The organism is Acinetobacter calcoaceticus, assembly GCF_016508255.1.
In the GTDB taxonomy this organism is placed as follows: domain Bacteria; phylum Pseudomonadota; class Gammaproteobacteria; order Pseudomonadales; family Moraxellaceae; genus Acinetobacter; species Acinetobacter calcoaceticus_E.
Genome location: NZ_JADVKT010000002.1, coordinates 465,249 through 481,790 on the forward strand (window position 1 = coordinate 465,249; position 16,542 = coordinate 481,790).

The window sequence follows — 16,542 nt, forward strand, 5'->3', positions numbered from 1 at the left end:
AGGAAATGGTTAATATTTTGGCAAACTGTTAGTGATTTTATTATTCAATAAGAGTGAGTTGAACATCTATTGTACAGTTTTAATATAAAAGAGATTATTTTTATAAAATATGACCAGCTCAAACACCAAGGTTTGAGCTGGTTGAAAAACTTAGTACTGCCAGAACATACGTTGAATTTCTTTAGCGTCATTAGTCTTAGTAAGAGCTAATGCAGCAAGAAGGCGCGATTTTTGAGGGTTTAAGTCATGAGCAGCTACCCAACCATATTTATCATCAGGTTGTTCAGCATTACGTAATACGAAACCTTGTGGTACACGTGATGAACGGATAATTTGAATACCGTCTTTATCATGGAGTTTTTGTAAAGTTGGAACGATATAGTTCGCAACAGAACCGTTACCTGTACCTGCATGGATAATCGCTTTAGCACCAGCTTTTGCATATGCTTCATAAGCATCAGGAAGCATAGAGTCTGAACCGTAAACGATTTGTACCAGTGGAAGTGCATCACCTTTAATATTTTCGATATTAAATTCTGAAGCATTTGTAAAACGTTTTACAGACTGTCTGAACCAGTATGGCTTGCCTTCAACTAATGTGCCTAAAGCGCCCCATTGGCTAACAAAAGCATTCGTATGAATGTTAATGCCTTTAGTTACATCACGCGCAGCAAAAATAGAGTCGTTCATAAGAACCATAACGCCTTTATTTTTTGCATCATCAGAAGCTGCTAAAGCAACTGCACTATAAAGGTTAAGTGGTCCATCTGCTGAAAGAGCAGTTGAAGGGCGCATTGAACCAACAATAACAATCGGTTTATCAGTGTGAACAACCAGATTTAAGAAAAATGCTGTTTCTTCTAAAGTATCTGTACCGTGAGTAATCACGACACCATTAACAGATGGTTTTTTTACTAGCTCATTTACTTGACGAGCAATTTGTAATAATTCCTTGTCAGTAATACTTTCAGAAGCAACCTGTAATGCCTGAATGCCAGTTACATTCGCCAAATCTTTGATTTGTGGAACTGCATTAATTAAAGCATCAACTGGAACTTTTGCAGCAGTATAAGTTGCACTGTTTGCTGAGCTTGCACCAGCACCTGCGATAGTACCGCCAGTGGCAACAACAACTACATTGTTTTTTGCGTAAAGTGGGAGAGAGCAGGCTAATAAGCCCATCGCTAAACCTAAAGATTTAACAGTTTTAGTCAACATCGAAAATATCCTTATGAAGTGACGAAAGAAAAAGTTTGTCGAATATGTCTGCTTTTCCTAAGCAAAATACATACCATGTAAAACATATTCGTAACTTAATGAATAAAAAGCATCCCTGAATAGCATTTTGTTTCACCAACAATTACTTAGTCATTGCTTTTATTCAGCGCTAATAAATATCATGAATAAAATAAAAAATCTATTAAGTTTTTCTAATTTATCTCGATTTATTTGCTTTTTAATATAAAGAAAGCAAATGATTTTTTTATCTTTATAAAATTAGAAAATAATGGGTTTGGTGGGGGTTTTATTTACCACTTGGTATTTATATAGTATTGATTTTAAATATTATTGGTCTAAATTAAAATAATAATATTTCCTTTGTAGGGAAACTAAATAATAATTTCAATAGTTTAATATAATTAAGTTGTAATAAAGTGAATTAAAATTTAATCATTTGATGTTTGTTTTTAAAAGTGTAAATGCTGTTTGTTTGTTTTTTATTCTGTTTTTAAGGTTTGCATTAAAGAAATTTTATAGGAGTTAAAAATTATTATTTGGCTCATTATTTAATATGAAAATATACATAAATTTTTATTGTTTAATTTTAGAATAAAAAGAAGAGCAATTTTATAAGGTCATATAAAATTGCTCTTAAGTTGGGAGAGTGGGAGAAAAGAGAAACTTAAGCGGTCGTTTGTTCTTGAGTTGGTTTGATTAAAACAGGCTCTGGTAGTTCTTCAGTATCAGCTACTTTTTCACCTTCAAGTTTGGCAACAACTGCGGTAGCAATACTGTTACCTACTACATTGGTTGCAGTGCGGCCCATATCAAGGAACTGATCGATACCAAGTAATAAGAGAATGCCTGCTTCAGGTAAATGGAACATGGTGAGTGTTGCTGAAATAACGACGATAGAAGCTCGTGATACACCTGCAATACCTTTACTTGTCACCATAAGAGTTAACAGAATTAAGATTTGTTGAGTGAAACTAAGGTCGATGTTGTAAGCTTGAGCAATAAAGAGTATCGCAAACGTGGTGTACATCATTGAACCATCTAGGTTGAATGAATAACCCAATGGTAATACGAAGCTTGTAACTTTTTTGGGTACACCAAATTTATTTAAGGCATCCATTACTTTTGGGTAGGCAGATTCACTCGAAGCCGTAGCAAAAGCGAGAGTCACTGGTTCACGAATTAATTTACCTAAGCGGAAAATGTCTTTTTTAAGTACGATTGCACCAACAGAGAACAAAACAATCCAAAGCAATAAAAGACCAAAATAAAACTCGGCGATTAAAATACCATAGTCAATAATTAAGCCTAGACCTTGTACTGTAATTGCTGAGGCGATTGCAGCAAATACTGCAAAAGGTGCAAACATCATTACGTAATCGGTAATACGGAACATGATCTTGCTAAGTTCTTCAGTCAAACGAACAATAACAGAGTCTTTTTCGTTGCCTTGATTCACAAAAGCGAGTGCTGAACCAAAGAAAATAGCAAAAACAAGCACTTGTAAAATATCGTTATTTGCCATTGCTTCTGCAATGCTGCGTGGAAACACATGACTTAAGAATGATTGCAACGTAAAGCCAGTGGTCGCGGGGAGAGACGCGCCACTAAGTTGTTGAGCTGTTGGTAGTGTTAAATGTAGAGCCGCGCCAGGTTGGAAAAAGTTTGCTAAACCCATACCGATGGCGAGTGATACAAACGAAGCCGTAATAAACCAAGTCATTGACTTGAGTGTGATACTACCGATTGATGTTGATTTCCCCATTGATACAATGCCTGAAACAATTGTGGCAAATACCAATGGAGCAATAATCATTTTGATGAGGCGTAAAAAGATGTCTGTAGCGATGCTGAAATAAGAAGCGATCTGCTTGAGTTGTTCACCCTCATTGAAAAAGTGGTGACAAATCCAACCCGTCAGTACGCCAAGTAAAATAGCAATAACAATATATTTGAGCAATTTCTTTTGCTTCATATAAACCTCTATCCATTTGATTCAAACATTCTTTGATGGGATTTGAATGATTGAAAGCTTTCCTTGTTAGTTCAGTCCGGTCGTTCTACCGATTTTATCTTCCTAGATATCTGTATCTGTTTTAACCGAATCGAATATGGTGATGTTGTTATGGAAAGGGATTGTTGCTCGATTTTGAAGCAGTGTGAAATGCAAAAATATATTGATCCATGCATTTTTTGCATAATAAAGATGAAGGAAATTGCGAAATTACATGTAAATTTGAACGGACGGTAAAAAATATATAAATGAAATTTTGAGCTGAATTTAGAGATTAAAAGAATTAAATTTTCAATGAAAAGTATTTAACTTCAAAGTATTGTTTTTGAATAAGCAAGAAAGTGGAAGCGTTTGTGATTATTCTTTTTTTAAGCATTAAAATAGAATTATTAAAAAAGGCATCCAATTTAAGATGCCTTTTTTATTATGCATTTTTTTAACGGCGGTTGGCTAAAAAACGACCTAATCGAGTAATTGCTTCTCGTAATTCATTTTCAGCAGGTAAGAAAACCACGCGGAAATGATCTGGAGTTGGCCAATTAAAGCCCGTACCTTGCACCAATAACACTTTTTCTGCACGTAACAAATCAAGCATTAACTTTTCATCATCTTCAACTGGATAGATGTTTGGATCGAGGCGAGGGAAACAGTACATTGCTCCCTCTGGTTTTACGCAGCTTACCCCAGGAATCTCATTTAGCATTTCCCAAGCAATATTACGTTGTTCGTATAAACGACCACCCGGACGAATCAGGTCATTAATTGATTGATAACCGCCTAAAGCAGTTTGAATCGCATATTGGGCTTGAACGTTTGCACATAAGCGCATAGAGGCCAACATGTCTAAACCTTCGATATAGTCAGCAGCACGGCTTTTATCACCAGTAATTGCCATCCAGCCTGAACGGAAACCTGCAATACGATACGCTTTTGACAAGCCATTAAAAGATACGCAAAGCTGGTCACCAGCTAATGAAGCTACTGAAACATGTTCAATACCGTCATAAATAATTTTGTCGTAAATTTCATCAGCAAATAAAATTAGATCATATTTTTTCGCAAGCACTACAATCTGTTCAAGAATATGACGTGGATAGACTGAACCAGTAGGGTTATTCGGGTTGATAATGACAATACCGCGGGTATTCGGTGTAATTTTGCTTTCAATATCAGCAATATCTGGATACCAGCTATTTTCTTCATCGCATTTGTAGTGGATTGCAGTCCCGCCTGAAAGATTAACAGCTGCTGTCCAAAGCGGATAATCTGGCATTGGAATAAGCATTTCGTCGCCATCATCAAGCAGGCCTTGCATCGCCATGACAATGAGTTCAGACACGCCGTTGCCAATATACACGTCATTAACGTGCATATTTAGGATGCCTTTTTGTTGATAGTACTGGCAGATAGCTTTACGTGCTGGAAAGATACCTTTTGAATCAACATAACCAATTGCATTTGGCAGGTTTAAAGCAACGTCATTAATAATTTCTTGTGGCGCTTCAAAACCAAATGGAGCAGGGTTACCAATATTTAATTTGATAATTTTATGTCCTTGCTCTTCCATTTCATTGGCGGCTCGCAATACCGGCCCACGAATGTCATAACAAACATGCTCAAGTTTTGATGATTTTTTAATTTCTCGAGAAGTTGGCATAGATTGGAGAGTAGCAGTATTTTTAGACATAACTGGATTCACTTTTGCATATCGGTATAAATAACTTTTAAATGTTTTAACTGATACCAAATTTAGATCATGTTGATCTTTTAGCAACTCAACAATTTTTTCATGGGTAAAACCCGATTGTTGATATTGTTTAATAATTGGTAGTAGCTGCTGGAAAACCACACTTTTTTTCTGAGACATGTTTTGTCCTATACAACCGTGCTGAATAAGAATAGCACTATGTTTGCCTACTTGAAAGAAAATTGGTAATAAATTTGCTTACTTTTGAATTTGTGTTTTGCTTACTTTTTGCTTTTTGTTCTTTATATGTTTAAATTCCAACAAATTTTACGTTCAGAGACTAGTGTTTTTGTGATGAATGGCGTAAATATAAAACTCGATCATCAGAAATGTTTACATCAGAATAAAAGGTGCATGTCATGGGAAAAGTCAATAAAACAGACCGGGAATGGCAAAGAGAGTTATCACCAGAAGAGTATCGGATTACACGACAAAAGGGCACTGAACCTGCATTTACGGGGCAATACTGGAATACTAAGCAACATGGTACCTATGTCTGCCGTTGCTGCGGCGCAGAATTGTTCTCATCAGATACTAAATATGACAGTGGTTGTGGTTGGCCTAGCTTCTTTAAACCGATTGAGGCAACTGCAATTGAAGAACATGACGATTTATCGCATGGTATGGTCAGAACGGAAATAGTTTGTCATGATTGCGAAGCCCATTTAGGGCATGTTTTTGAAGATGGACCACAGCCGACTGGTTTGCGCTATTGTGTAAACTCGGCATCATTACAACTGAAAACACAAGAAAAAAATGATGAGGAAACCTATCCATGAGTAATATTTATCAGTTTGAAGCTGAACTGTTAGAGGGTGAAGTTAAGCAATTAGCTGATTACAAAGGTAAAGTTTTACTAATTGTAAATACTGCAAGTAAATGTGGTTTTACACCACAATTTGCTGGACTAGAAAAACTTTATGAGAAATATAAAGATCAAGGCTTGGAAGTTTTAGGTTTTCCCTGCAACCAGTTTGGGGGACAAGATCCCGGTAACAATAAAGAAATCGGTACGTTCTGTCAGCGCAACTATGGGGTGAAATTCCCGATGTTTGCAAAAGTTGATGTAAAAGGACCAGAAGCGCATGTGATTTTTAGATATTTAACACGTGAAGCTAAAGGCATTTTAGGCAGTAGTACGATTAAATGGAACTTTACCAAATTTTTGGTAGGGAGAGATGGTGCTGTGCTAAATCGCTATGCTCCTACGACTAAACCAGAAGCATTAGAAGCTGATATTGAAAAAGCATTAGCAAGTTAATGAGTTCAATGAACGCTATTCCTCAAGCTTTTGAGTTTTGGCAAGATGGGCGAATGCCTTATGTTGAAACCAGAAGATCTTGTTTTAGTCGAACTTGTTATAAATCTCATAGCCATCCAACGTTTTCAATTGGTGCTATAGATGAAGGGAATAGCGTTTTTCAAAGCTCATTTGGTACAGCACAGAAAATTTCTGCTGGTACTTTAGTCATTGTACCCGCGCATATTGAGCATTCATGTAACCCCTTGCCTGATCAGGCTTGGAGCTACCAGATGCTGCATCTGGATATATCTTGGCTTAGTCAATGGTATGCCGAGTTTCAAAAAGAGGGCTTCGATTTAAACTTGCCCCAGCACCGACCTCTCATTATTAAAGATGAAACTTTATATCAGGCTTTTTCTGATATGAATGAAACTTTATTTGATTCTCAAAAATTAATTCTTGAAAAAGAACAGTCGCTTATCTATTGCCTTACACAGTTATTACTCCCTCATTTTATATTAGAAGAAATACAGAAAACTCAATATTTATACGAAGACTTCTTGGGCTTAATTCATATTATTAAATCATCAGAGCAGTTTATTTCTTTAGAAGAGCTAGCCCAACAAGTAGGACTTAGTCGATATGCAATCATTCGTCTATTTAAAGCCAATATTGGATTAACACCTCATGCATTTCAAATTAATTTAAAGGTTAACCAAGCTCGAGAACTGCTTAAACAAGGAATTTCACTCGCAGAGCTAGCTGCAAATTTAGGCTTTAGTGATCAGAGTCATTTTCATAAAACATTCAAAGCCCATACGGGAATTACTCCTCGACAGTTCCAACTCGCTGCCGCGCAATAATTTACAAGAAATTATCTTTCTCTATTTTTAAGCTATTCCATACTGTTTTACAGATGAAGCCGTTATGGAAGTTTTTTTAGTTATCGCCTTGACTCACTTTTTAGCTTTGTTATCTCCGGGACCGGATTTCTTTCTTATTCTTACTAGTCTTTTGCAAAAGGGTTCGCGCTATACACATGGTGTCATTGTAGGAATTACATTAGGTAATGCCTTAATTTTGATGGCATGCATGTTTGGATTTATGTTGCTTGGAAATTTGAGTACGACCATTCTTTTAGTACTTAAATGGCTTGGGGCTGGGTATTTAGTTTATTTGAGTTATCTTTGTTTTAATGCTGCTCGGTCTGACACCTTAACTTTTGCTATTGAAAAGAATGAGTTGATTGATCAAGAGCCTCAATATCAGGATAAAGTTAAAAGTTTAATGTTGGGAATACAATCTAGTCTTCTTAATCCCAAAAATATTATGTTTTATAGTAGCTTAATGTTGCTCATTCAGCACGATTTTAGTCTGCTTCAAAAATTGCTGATGAGTACGTGGATGACTGGGGTTGTACTTGGTTGGAACGTATTGTTGGTGCGTCTACTGCTTCAAAATCGGGTTCTAGAACAGATTAAGCGTTCTGCTATAGGGTTATATTATTGCTCTAGTCTGGTTTTTATATTTTTCGCTGGGTTGTTAGTTGCTTATAGTTAATCTATTTTACAGCCCTCCAGTTGAATAATAGGGAAGGCTGTAAAATTTATTTTTACTTATAGAATTGCTTTTAAACGTTTAACCACTTCTTCACACTGTGCTAAATCGGCAACCAATGCCATACGTACATGATTTTCTCCCGGATTTCCTTGATCTGTATCGCGAGATAAATAACGACCTGGTAAAACTTTAATATGAGCTTTTTCCATGAGCATTTTGGCAAAAGTTTCATCATTGTCTACCTTCAACCAATAGTAAAAACCAGCATCTGGTTTTTGTAATGGTAGTAGATGGCCTAGCTCAGATTGGAACAAGTCAAATTTTGCACGGTATTGCTTGCGGTTTTCTTCAACATGCGTTTCATCATTCCATGCTGCAATTGATGCAAGTTGGTTTTGTACCGGCATCGCTGCGCCATGATAGGTACGGTATTGTAAATATGGTTTTAATAATGCGGCATCACCCGCTACAAAACCCGAGCGCATACCCGGCAAGTTTGAACGCTTTGAAAGCGAGTGAAATACGATACAGTTTTTATAGTCATCACGACCAAGTTCAGCACAAACTTCGAGTAAACCTGTAGGTGCTTGATCGAACCAAAGCTCTGAATAGCATTCATCAGATGCGATAACGAAATTATATTGATCAGATAAGGCAATGAGCTTTTTGAATTGTTTTTTAGAAAGAACGGTACCGGTCGGATTACCAGGTGTGCATACAAAAAGTAGGGCTGTTTTTTCCCATACTTCCGCTGGTACAGCATCAAAATCACCTAAATAACCATTTTCTTCAGTGCAATTGATAAAATATGGTTTGGCACCTGCAAGTAAAGCCGCACCTTCATAAATTTGATAAAACGGGTTTGGCATTACCACATAAGGTGCATCTTCGCGGTTAATGAGCGCCTGAACAAATGAGAAAATCCCTTCACGAGTACCTGATACAGGTAAAATATGATTTTCAGCACTAATGCTATTGAGCTTAAAGCGCTTGGTTAACCACTGTGCAATACTTTGGCGAAGTTCAGGTACACCCTTACTATTTGGGTATGTCGATAGATGATTAAAGTTATCAATAATTGCTTGTTTAACAAACTCTGGTGCTGGGTGCTTAGGTTCGCCAATTGATAGTGGAATCAATGGAAGATTAGCTGGAGTAATATCCTGAAAAAGTTGGTTTAACTTTTCAAATGGATAAGGGTGCAATAACGACAAGCTAGAGTTCATTAAACAGTTACCAAGTAGTTGAGTTTCAGTGCTGACAAATTTCATTAGATGCTTCATCTAATGCAGCTTTAAGTTTTTCCGAGAAGAGTTTGACCTCTTCATTATTCAGCGGTTTTCCATCTTTTTTGGTGACAAAGAAAATATCTTCAGCACGTTCACCTAAAGTTGCGATTCTAGCTGAATGAATATCTAAACCTTGCATCATAAATAAGCCACCCACACGTGCAAGTAGGCCAGGGTGATCAAGTGTTGAAATTTCGACCATGTTTTGCTGTAAAGCTTCATTCAATGTAACGTCAACTGTATTTTCAATATCAAAATGACGCAATTGACGCGGAATTCTGCGCTGCATGAGTCCTGGATATTGGTCTGGCTGACTAAGTGCTTTCACTAATGCATTTTTAACTGTTTTTTCACGTTCAGGGTCGGTTAATAGTGTTCCGAAACGATCAAGTACCACATAGGTATCTAGGCTAAATGCTGTACTCGCCGTGATAATTTTTGCATCTTGAACGTCTAAGTTCATGCGATCTAAAACTGCAACAGTCGTAGCAAAGAGGTTGGGCTGGTCGCGCGTATAGATAAAGATTTGCACTGCATCTTGGGCAGCTTTACGATGAGCACGCAACAGTACTAACGGTTCTGGATTATCACCATGTTTTAAAATTGCTTGAGTGTGCCATGCAATTTCATCTGCCGACTCTTTAATGAAGTATTCATCACCCAGCTCTTGCCATACTTTTTCGACATCTGCCAATGAGAAGTTGTTCACCAGTAATTCACTTGCTGCAAATTTGGTATCTTCAATCAGCATTTGGTAGTCAACAGGACGACTTAACCCTGTACGAATGACATCACGGGCATGCGTATAAAGTTGACGCATAAGCGAGGCGCGCCATGTGTTCCACAGTTTGGGGTTTGTCGCATTAATATCCGCAACCGTTAAGGTATATAAATAATCAAGATGTTCCATATCGCCAAGTTTTTCAGCAAAATCTTTAACAACATCCGGATCGGAAATATCCTTTTTCTGAGCAGTCAGTGACATGAGCAAATGGTTGTGAATAAGCCATGCAATTAATTTACACTCACGCTCTGTAAAGCCGTGTGCACGTCCAAACTCGATTGCATCTTCAGCACCAAGTTCACTATGGTCACCACCACGGCCTTTTGCGATGTCATGGAATAATGCAGCGATAAATACAATATCTTGACGAGCAAGGCGCTGGAAAACCGAGCTTACAACAGGGAACTCTTTTGCAAATTCAGGTTCTCTAAAGCGATTTAAATTACGCAGCAATAATAATGTGTGGGCATCGACTGTATAGATATGGAATAGGTCATATTGCATAAGACCCATGATTTGACCAAATGCAGGAATATAATTGCCTAAAACACCATAGCGCTTCATCGCAACCAAAGTGTCGTATAGACGATAGGGGGAGCGAATAATCGACATAAACAGTGCTTGATGTTCAGGATTATCTCGATAATTTTGATTAATCCGTTTTGCAGCAAGAATCAGTAAGCGCAAAGTACGAGCGCGGATTCCTTCAATATCTGGTCGATTAGCTAAGATATAGAACAATTCTAAAATGGCACTTGGGTGTTCTGCGAATATTTTGTGGTGCTGTACTGCAAGTTTGTTATCAACGATTTTAAAATGATCATTAACGACTTCAATTTTACGTTCGTAATTTGGTAAGCGCGGAGTAATGACTGATTCGCTAAAATATGCCAACAACATTTCATTGAGTGTTGAAACCTGTTGAGCAGTACGGTAGTAGCGTTTCATGAACTGCTCGACACCGTAATTTACAGGCTGACCTTCCTGACGGACATAACCAAATTGAGCCGCAATTTCTCTTTGATGATCGAACAGAAGACGGTTTTCATCACGCTTCGCTAAGCGGTGTAAATGGTGGCGAATTTCCCAAAGAAAACTTTCAGCTTCTTCTAAAACTGTTAACTCAAACTCTGAAATAAAACCTAAATGCACTAAATCATAAATGCGGTTTACACGGAAATGACGCTTAGCAATCCAACCAATTTGGTTAATGTCACGAATACCACCCGGTGCATTCTTAATATCAGGTTCTAAGTTGCTTTCAGTGTTGTTGTGTTGGTGGTAACGCTTGGCTTGTTCAGCCATCTTTGCATCAAAAAAAGTTTTGTCTGTCCACGTTTGAGAAACGATACGACGTGGCCATTTTGCAAGTTGACTATTACCTGTAATTAAACGGGCTTCAATGAGTGTAGTGGCAACGGTTAGATCTGTCGCTGCCTGTTCAACACAACTTTGAATGGTACGAACGCTAATGCCGGGTTTGAAATTACCAACATCCCACAAAGAGGAAATAAATGTAGAAATACGCTTTTCGTTTTCTTCGTTAATTTCATGTTCTGACAAAATCATGATATCAACGTCGGAATAGGGCAACATTTCACGGCGCCCATAACCACCTACAGCAAAAAGACCTAGTCCTGTCTGGTCGAGTTCGGCATGTTTCCATAAAAAGATCAGTGCTTCGTCTACGAGGTCTGAGCGTGCTTTAATGACTTCTCGTATAGATTGCCCATTTTCATACGAATCCTGCAATTGCTTTTCTACATCCGTTCGCCACTGATTAATGGCTTTAATATCATGATGGCTTGTAACGTAGTTCAGCAATGGCGATGTATTGATCATGAAAATGGGTCTACCAATAAGTAAATATTAAGAGTTGGTTTTTACGCTTACTTGATCAGCGGTTTCTTTCGCTAAAGTACGAGCAAGATCAGTATTGTCTGCACGAGCAGTTGCAACACCCATACGACGTCGTTTGAAACCTTCTGGTTTACCAAACAGGCGTAGGTCGGTGTTTGGGTTAGCTAATGCCGTATTTAAGTTACTGTAGCTTAGGTTGTTGGCATCGACCCCTGCATAAATGACAGCACTAGCAGCAACACTATGACGAGCTGTATTTACTGGTAATCCTAAGATTGCACGAGCATGCAGTTCAAATTCGCTTTGAAATTGCGATGCTAGAGTAACGAGTCCTGTATCATGTGGGCGAGGTGATACTTCACTGAACCAAACTTTATCGCCTTTAATAAACAGTTCTACACCAAAAATACCACAGCCACCGAGTGCTGTTGTAACTTTATTGGCGATCCGTTTTGATTCTTCAAGTGCAGCAACTGTCATGGGTTGCGGTTGCCAGCTTTCTACATAATCACCTGCATCTTGACGGTGACCAATCGGGTCGCAGTAGTGAGTTTCGATTTCACCAGTTTCAGGATTTTTTGCACGAACGGTAAGTAATGTAATTTCAAAATCAAAATCAATTTGGGATTCAATGATAACTGTACCTTGGTTAACACGACCACCTTGCATCGCATATTCCCAAGCTGCATCGACTTCATCGAAACTTTTGACACGAGACTGACCTTTACCAGAAGATGACATTACTGGTTTTACAAAATTTGGATAACCAATATCATCACAAGCAGCACGGAAACTTTCTAGTGAGTTGGCAAAGCGGTAAGCAGAGGTTGGCAAACCAAGTTCTTCAGCAGCAAGACGGCGAATACCTTCTCGGTTCATTGTCAGGTTTACAGCTTTAGCAGAAGGAATAACCGTTGCCATTTGGTTCGCTTCAATTTCAATGAGAACTTCTGTAGCGATGGCTTCAATTTCTGGAACAATTAAATTCGGTTTAATTTTTTCAATGAGTTGTTTTAATTCAGTTGGATTAGCCATATTTAGCACATAAGAAAAATGTGCAACTTGCATGGCTGGTGCATGATCATAACGGTCGGCTGCATGTACTTCTACACCAAGGCGTTGTAAGGAAATTACAACTTCTTTGCCAAGTTCTCCTGAACCTAACAATAAAACTTTAAATGCAGAAGATTGAAGTGGGGTTCCGAGTGTCACGCTCATGCGAATCATCCTGACAAAATTATTTTTTTAAGCATAGCAGAACTTCTGATGGAGTTAAGCCTTATCACACATAAAAAGATTAATTTTGTCGGACAATTAAGAAGTCACTTTCTAGATATTAACCTGATAATTTAAAAGCATCTCATCTGCATTTTTACCGCGGATACCCCAATTCTCTTTAGGGGTTTCAAAAATGGTAATTTCAATGTCTTGCGGAGCAATTTTGCATTGTTCTTCAATATTACGAAAGAGGGTTTGAATGAGTTGCTTCTTAGTGGCAGGGCTACGTCCTGCGAACATTGAAAGTTCAATAATAATATAATGCTGACTGCGGTCAGAAGGATAAATAAAGTTTTCTGGTTTAAGGCTTATAAAGCGTTGAAACTTTTTCTCAATGGGATATTTCAATTCTTGAATGAGCGCTTGATGGATTGCATGAGAAAGTAGCTCTCGATATTGCATAATTGTGTGTTCATTCGCATAAATTTTAATTTGTGACATTTTTTAATCTCTAGTCATTGTTAAGATAAAGTTGTATTTCTAATCGGTACAAATTTCAGAAGTATCTATTTTAGAAGCCTGATTCTGATTTATTTTATATAAGGGTGATGAGTTTAGCTATTTATAATGGTAAATAGGTATAGATCAAGCCATAAACAATTGCGGCAGTTAAAGTTGCTGGAACAATTTTCTTAAATTTAAAATAAAGACCAGCTAAAACTAAAAAGCCAATTAACATTGCCAAGCTTTTATTGGGATTTTCAAGTAATGGTGGAAGAGTAGCAACAACAAGCATGGCACTAATTGCAGATATACCAATACTACCCAAGGCAATCTTCAACCAGACAGAGCCACGTTTTTGCTGAGAGCCTTGCAGTTTTTGTATTACAAAGAATGGACCAAAACGTGAGGCGAAATTGGCAATACCAACAATAATACCTACCAGAATAATTTCAAGGTTCATATTAAATTTCGACCTCTTCTTGTTGTCTTAACACATAATGTTTAAACAAGCCTGCTAAAATGCCTGAAAGAATACCAATAAAAATAGCAGCAGATAAATTAATCCAATAACAAGCTAAAGCTGAAACGACTAAAGTTACAGCGACTACAAGGCTATGCTTTCTTTCAAAAGCAGCTAATAAAAAACTTAAAAATAAAGCCGGAAGTAAAAAGTCTAATGCCGCTTGTAAAAATTTTGGAAGATGGGATACCTGATCTGCAAATAACCCACCTAATAATGAGCCAGTTGCCCAAGACATCCAACTAAACAGACTTAAGCCCAACATCCAAGACTCAGACCATTGCTGCCTGCGCTGGGAAAGTTGAATCATTCCGCTTGCAAAAACTTCATCAGTTAAACCCCAAGCCCAGACTGCTGTCTTTTTAAGATTTAATTTATTTGGAATCAGGTTGTACAGAGCCGGCCCATAAAGAACATGACGAATATCAAGTGCAATGACAGTTAGGGCAGTTAACCAGATAGATGAGCCGCTGGCCAAAAGTGCGACCACCAAGAACTGGCTTGCACCTGCATACATAGAGCAAGAGAGGAAAAAAGCTTCCCACGGTGTAAAACCAAACTGCGATGCAGAAACGCCAAAAGCAAAAGAAACGGGCAAATAGGTGAGTACGATAGCTTGACTATCTTTGGCACCTTGCCAAAAAGTTGCCGTTTGATCAGCTATCAATTGTTGTTTGGACACAATACACCTTGGCAGGAAAACAATTATAAAAACTTGAAAGATTGAGTATTGTAGCCGAATTTAATAGCATAGTGCCGAAATGTTTAATTCGGCAGTTTGATATGTTCAAGTCAAAAACTCGTTTAGTTTATATCGCCATCCTGAGTGCGAGCGTATTTATATTGCAAGGCTGTGATAATGGGAATCAGAATCCTGATCAAAAAGTTGAAATTAAGCCAGCGCCGAAATTAACCAACGATGCAACGGTTTATGCTCAAAAAGCTTGGACTTTAATTAATAGCGTTGAACATCTGGTCTATGAAAAACAGCTTAACCAGATAAATGATAATGTTCGTAAACCATTACGCCAGCTGAGTACGGATTGGCGAATCAACGTTAAAATGACAGATTCAGTTACTGAAGGAAAATATGCGCTTTGCCGTAAAGCTTTAACCAGTCTAGATGTATGGGCGCGTGAAACTTTAGAAAACACAAATTCTGTTGCTCAAAAACAGGCTGATTATGAGCGTGATAAACAGCAGTGTAAGGAAGCAATTGATAATCCAAATTTAGGAAATACCTCTCCTAAATAAAATCATTGGAAATAAAAAAACGAGATTTTGAATCTCGTTTTTTTATTTTGAACCCATAATTAATCAATATTAATTATGGTTTTGTCGCAGTTTTAGCAGTGTTCGTAGTTTTTACAGCATCTTGTTTCATTTGATGAGTAGCTTGATTTGCTTCTTGTTTAGCGTGAGTTGCGCTAGTCATTGCAGCATGTTTCTTCTCATTCATATCTTTTTTAGCTTCTTTTTTTGCTTTTTGAGCAGTAGTTTTGCCGTTTACAACAACACATTTACCGCCTTTATGATGTGGTCCTGTTCCTCCTTGGAGTTGTGTTCCCTTTGGACATGCAAATGCCGAAACACTTAACATTGCCAATACGCCTGCTGTAAGAATTGTTGATAATTTTTTCATGATAATCAGCGCCTTGTTGAGTATTATTGCTCAGCTTGAGTGTAAGATGAAAATTTCTGTTTTGGAATACTTATTTTGTGAAATAGAGTGTGAACAATGTTTAATTTTGCAGTGTTATCTGATTTTTTAATTTAATTTTAAGTTTTTATTATATGGTTACTTGTTGAGCAGCTATATATAGGATTTTGCAATCAAATTTAATTTCTCAATATCTAAAATCTCAATTTTTCTAAATGCAATTTTAATAATATTTTGTTTTTCTAATAGACTCAATTCATGATTAACCGTTTGTCTGGAAATGGTTAACATATTGGCTAATTGTTCTTGAGAAATATGAATTTCTCTTTCGTGAATAATAACATGGTTACCATAGCCCTCCAAAATAAATAGCAGGCGTTGAGCAAGCCTTTGAGAAATATTGCGGGTTTGTATTGCAATTTGTTCTAAGAAAACATATCTAAGTTTTTGGCTCGTTAAACGTGCAAAATAGTACCAGTAATAAGGATTTTCTTTGAGTAGCTCATTTAAGGGTTTCGCAGGAATATGCAAAACTGTACTTTTTTTTAAAGCAATAGCATCGTGTGAGCGAGGTTCATGGTCAATGAGGGATATTTCACCAAACCACATAATTGGCTCAGCAATTGCGGAAAGAGCTTCATTACCATTTACATCGACATAACACAAGCTAATTGAGCCTTCAAGCACAGTATAAATGCCATCAAACACATCTTGGGCACGGAAAACATAGCCGTTTTTTTCATAGATTATTTGCTTACCATGCTCCAGAATAAAGTTTTGGAATGTTTCTGGAAGCACACTAAACCATGTGTTTTCTTTTAATCGGTTAATATAAATAATGTCCAATATTGGGCCATCCATGAAAAAATCATTACTTTGTCAAATAGCTGACAGCTTTAAGTTTTCT

At 37.3% G+C, this 16,542-nt stretch carries 16 protein-coding genes; 5 read left to right on the forward strand and 11 right to left on the reverse strand.

The window, feature by feature from the left end; translation table 11 throughout:
- Positions 1–150: 150 nt before the first annotated feature.
- The 3 genes from I5515_RS06125 to I5515_RS06135 all read right to left on the reverse strand — a co-directional run bounded on the left by I5515_RS06125 (position 151) and on the right by I5515_RS06135 (position 5,117).
- Positions 151–1,218, reverse strand: coding sequence for a type II asparaginase (locus I5515_RS06125; protein WP_199965249.1), 1,068 nt, complete (start codon positions 1,216–1,218; stop codon positions 151–153).
- Between the two features lie 685 nt (positions 1,219–1,903).
- Entirely contained in the window at positions 1,904–3,211 is a 1,308-nt protein-coding gene (locus I5515_RS06130) for a dicarboxylate/amino acid:cation symporter (RefSeq protein WP_199965250.1), read from the reverse strand.
- Between the two features lie 475 nt (positions 3,212–3,686).
- Positions 3,687–5,117, reverse strand: coding sequence for a pyridoxal phosphate-dependent aminotransferase (locus I5515_RS06135; protein ID WP_199965251.1), 1,431 nt, complete (start codon positions 5,115–5,117; stop codon positions 3,687–3,689).
- 239 nt (positions 5,118–5,356) lie between these two features.
- On the opposite strand from I5515_RS06135, the gene msrB reads away from it, so the two are divergent.
- The 4 genes from msrB (at position 5,357) to I5515_RS06155 (ending at position 7,800) form a co-directional block, all read left to right on the forward strand.
- Entirely contained in the window at positions 5,357–5,776 is a 420-nt protein-coding gene (gene msrB, locus I5515_RS06140; RefSeq protein WP_199965252.1) for a peptide-methionine (R)-S-oxide reductase MsrB, read from the forward strand.
- On the forward strand, positions 5,773–6,258 hold the full coding sequence (locus I5515_RS06145) for a glutathione peroxidase (protein ID WP_003651303.1): 486 nt from the start codon (positions 5,773–5,775) through the stop codon (positions 6,256–6,258). Before msrB ends, I5515_RS06145 begins: the two co-directional genes overlap by 4 nt.
- Positions 6,258–7,103, forward strand: a complete 846-nt coding sequence (locus tag I5515_RS06150) for an AraC family transcriptional regulator (RefSeq protein ID WP_199965253.1) — start codon at positions 6,258–6,260, stop codon at positions 7,101–7,103. Before I5515_RS06145 ends, I5515_RS06150 begins: the two co-directional genes overlap by 1 nt.
- A gap of 64 nt (positions 7,104–7,167) precedes the next feature.
- Positions 7,168–7,800 carry a LysE family translocator gene (locus I5515_RS06155; protein WP_199965254.1) on the forward strand — a complete coding sequence of 211 codons (633 nt, stop codon included), beginning with the start codon at positions 7,168–7,170 and terminating at the stop codon, positions 7,798–7,800.
- 56 nt (positions 7,801–7,856) lie between these two features.
- On the opposite strand, the gene dapC is transcribed toward I5515_RS06155, so the two are convergent.
- The 6 genes from dapC to I5515_RS06185 form a co-directional block, all read right to left on the reverse strand.
- Entirely contained in the window at positions 7,857–9,026 is a 1,170-nt protein-coding gene (gene dapC / locus I5515_RS06160; protein WP_199965515.1) for a succinyldiaminopimelate transaminase, read from the reverse strand.
- 25 nt (positions 9,027–9,051) lie between these two features.
- On the reverse strand, positions 9,052–11,715 hold the full coding sequence (glnD, locus tag I5515_RS06165) for a [protein-PII] uridylyltransferase (protein ID WP_199965255.1): 2,664 nt from the start codon (positions 11,713–11,715) through the stop codon (positions 9,052–9,054).
- 27 nt (positions 11,716–11,742) lie between these two features.
- Positions 11,743–12,960, reverse strand: coding sequence for a formate-dependent phosphoribosylglycinamide formyltransferase (gene purT / locus I5515_RS06170; RefSeq protein ID WP_199965256.1), 1,218 nt, complete (start codon positions 12,958–12,960; stop codon positions 11,743–11,745).
- Positions 12,961–13,062: 102 nt separating this feature from the next.
- Positions 13,063–13,452, reverse strand: coding sequence for a tautomerase family protein (locus I5515_RS06175; protein WP_199965257.1), 390 nt, complete (start codon positions 13,450–13,452; stop codon positions 13,063–13,065).
- 121 nt (positions 13,453–13,573) lie between these two features.
- Positions 13,574–13,915, reverse strand: coding sequence for an L-valine transporter subunit YgaH (ygaH, locus tag I5515_RS06180; RefSeq protein WP_199965258.1), 342 nt, complete (start codon positions 13,913–13,915; stop codon positions 13,574–13,576).
- A gap of 1 nt (position 13,916) precedes the next feature.
- Complete coding sequence (locus I5515_RS06185) at positions 13,917–14,639, reverse strand: AzlC family ABC transporter permease (RefSeq protein WP_199965516.1); 723 nt, start codon at positions 14,637–14,639, stop codon at positions 13,917–13,919.
- A gap of 119 nt (positions 14,640–14,758) precedes the next feature.
- On the opposite strand from I5515_RS06185, the gene I5515_RS06190 reads away from it, so the two are divergent.
- On the forward strand, positions 14,759–15,229 hold the full coding sequence (locus I5515_RS06190) for a hypothetical protein (RefSeq protein WP_199965259.1): 471 nt from the start codon (positions 14,759–14,761) through the stop codon (positions 15,227–15,229).
- A 73-nt stretch (positions 15,230–15,302) separates the two neighbouring features.
- Here the strand turns inward: I5515_RS06190 and I5515_RS06195 are convergent, their stop codons facing one another.
- Positions 15,303–15,617, reverse strand: a complete 315-nt coding sequence (locus I5515_RS06195) for a hypothetical protein (protein WP_199965260.1) — start codon at positions 15,615–15,617, stop codon at positions 15,303–15,305.
- A 171-nt stretch (positions 15,618–15,788) separates the two neighbouring features.
- Positions 15,789–16,496: a Crp/Fnr family transcriptional regulator gene (locus tag I5515_RS06200; protein ID WP_199965261.1), complete on the reverse strand. Its 708-nt coding sequence runs from the start codon at positions 16,494–16,496 to the stop codon at positions 15,789–15,791.
- Positions 16,497–16,542: the final 46 nt, after the last annotated feature.

Coding starts and splice junctions, on each gene's coding strand:
- I5515_RS06125 (WP_199965249.1), bottom strand. CDS start 1,218: ATGTTGACTAAAACTGTTAAATCTTTAGGTTTAGCGATGGGCTTATTA.
- I5515_RS06130 (WP_199965250.1), bottom strand. CDS start 3,211: ATGAAGCAAAAGAAATTGCTCAAATATATTGTTATTGCTATTTTACTT.
- I5515_RS06135 (WP_199965251.1), bottom strand. CDS start 5,117: ATGTCTCAGAAAAAAAGTGTGGTTTTCCAGCAGCTACTACCAATTATT.
- msrB (WP_199965252.1), top strand. CDS start 5,357: ATGGGAAAAGTCAATAAAACAGACCGGGAATGGCAAAGAGAGTTATCA.
- I5515_RS06145 (WP_003651303.1), top strand. CDS start 5,773: ATGAGTAATATTTATCAGTTTGAAGCTGAACTGTTAGAGGGTGAAGTT.
- I5515_RS06150 (WP_199965253.1), top strand. CDS start 6,258: ATGAGTTCAATGAACGCTATTCCTCAAGCTTTTGAGTTTTGGCAAGAT.
- I5515_RS06155 (WP_199965254.1), top strand. CDS start 7,168: ATGGAAGTTTTTTTAGTTATCGCCTTGACTCACTTTTTAGCTTTGTTA.
- dapC (WP_199965515.1), bottom strand. CDS start 9,026: ATGAACTCTAGCTTGTCGTTATTGCACCCTTATCCATTTGAAAAGTTA.
- glnD (WP_199965255.1), bottom strand. CDS start 11,715: ATGATCAATACATCGCCATTGCTGAACTACGTTACAAGCCATCATGAT.
- purT (WP_199965256.1), bottom strand. CDS start 12,960: ATGATTCGCATGAGCGTGACACTCGGAACCCCACTTCAATCTTCTGCA.
- I5515_RS06175 (WP_199965257.1), bottom strand. CDS start 13,452: ATGTCACAAATTAAAATTTATGCGAATGAACACACAATTATGCAATAT.
- ygaH (WP_199965258.1), bottom strand. CDS start 13,915: ATGAACCTTGAAATTATTCTGGTAGGTATTATTGTTGGTATTGCCAAT.
- I5515_RS06190 (WP_199965259.1), top strand. CDS start 14,759: ATGTTCAAGTCAAAAACTCGTTTAGTTTATATCGCCATCCTGAGTGCG.
- I5515_RS06195 (WP_199965260.1), bottom strand. CDS start 15,617: ATGAAAAAATTATCAACAATTCTTACAGCAGGCGTATTGGCAATGTTA.
- I5515_RS06200 (WP_199965261.1), bottom strand. CDS start 16,496: ATGGATGGCCCAATATTGGACATTATTTATATTAACCGATTAAAAGAA.